The sequence below is a fragment of the Variovorax sp. Soil_C_33 genome (assembly GCF_057656935.1).
In genome coordinates this window covers 1-1,239 of record NZ_JBDGJK010000040.1, presented here as the reverse complement: position 1 = coordinate 1,239, position 1,239 = coordinate 1, and the positions used below count along the sequence as shown (strand labels likewise).

General features: G+C 62.1%; 1 protein-coding gene. It reads right to left on the bottom strand.

Annotation, left to right across the window (positions count from 1 at the left end; all coding sequences use genetic code 11):
* Nucleotides 1-30 precede the first annotated feature (30 nt).
* Nucleotides 31-1,178, bottom strand: a protein-coding gene (locus AC3A6B_RS29805) for an IS3 family transposase (protein WP_487840236.1) whose coding sequence is annotated in 2 segments (ribosomal slippage) — nt 31-911 and nt 911-1,178 — 1,149 coding nt in all. Because the reading frame shifts where the segments join, the coding sequence is not laid out codon by codon here.
* Nucleotides 1,179-1,239: the final 61 nt, after the last annotated feature.

Below are 1,239 nucleotides of genomic sequence, written 5' to 3'. Positions count from 1 at the left end.
TGGGCTGCTGCCGGTTTCGTGGACACCGGCCTAAGCTTTTTGAGCTTTCTCGAACTCTATCGGGCTGACGTAGCCGAGCGTCGAATGACGACGCGTCGGATTGTAGAAACGCTCGATGTAGTCGAACACGTCGGCGCGTGCCTGCTCCCTGGACCTGTACACCTTCCTGGCTGTGCGCTCGGTCTTCAATGAACTGAAGAAGCTCTCCATCGCCGAGTTGTCCCAGACCTCGCCCGCGCGGCTCATGCTGCACGCAATGCCTTGCTCCTTGAGCAGTTCCTGGAAGTGCTCGCTGGTGTACTGGCTGCCCTGGTCGGAGTGATGCAGCAGCGCGACCGGCTTGCCCCGGCGCCATACGGCCATCATCAGCGCGTCCGCCACAAGCTGTGAAGTCATGCTGTCCTGCATCGACCAGCCGACGATGCGGCGCGAGTACAGGTCGAGCACCGCAGCGGCATAGAGCCAGCCCTCCGCCGTCCAGATGTAGGTGAAGTCGGCCACCCACTTCTGGTTCGGTTCGTCGGCCTGGAACTGACGGTCCAACACGTTGTCAGCGATGGCGCTGCGCTGACCGCGGTCCTGCGGCAAGCCTCGGCGTCGTGGCCTCGCGCGCAAGGCTTGCTCGCGCATCAGTCGCTCCACGCGATGCAAACCGCATCGCTGTCCCAGCGCCAGCACGTCATGCCAGACGCGCCGGGCGCCATAGGTACGGTCGCTGCCCAGGAAGCTCTGACGTACCTGGCTGCCGAGCACCTCGTCGTCCAGACTGCGTTGGCTTCTGGGCCTGCCCAGCCACGCGTAGAAGCCGCTTCGCGAGACACCGAGCGCCTCGCACATCATTGCCAATGGCCACGCTCCTCGGTGTTTCGCAACGAAGCCGAACTTCACATCGACTCCTTGGCGAAGTAGGCCGCCGCTTTTTTCAGCAGGTCGCGCTCCATCCTGAGCTTGGCGTTTTCTTTCTTCAACCGCTCAATCTCGGCCTGCTCAGGCTTCATCACCCCCTGACCGGGGAAAGCCTGCAGCGGGTCAGCAGTCGCCTCGCGTATCCACTTGCGCAGCACGTTCTCGTGCACATCGAGGTCGCGCGCAGCTTGCACCACCGCCACACCCCGTTCCTTCACCAGCTTGACTGCTTCAAGCTTGAACTCTCGGCTGAATTGCCTTCTCGTTCCCATGAACCACCTCCGGTTTCATCTTCCACCTTAACAAGGTGTCTTTGAAACCGGCAGCAGCCCA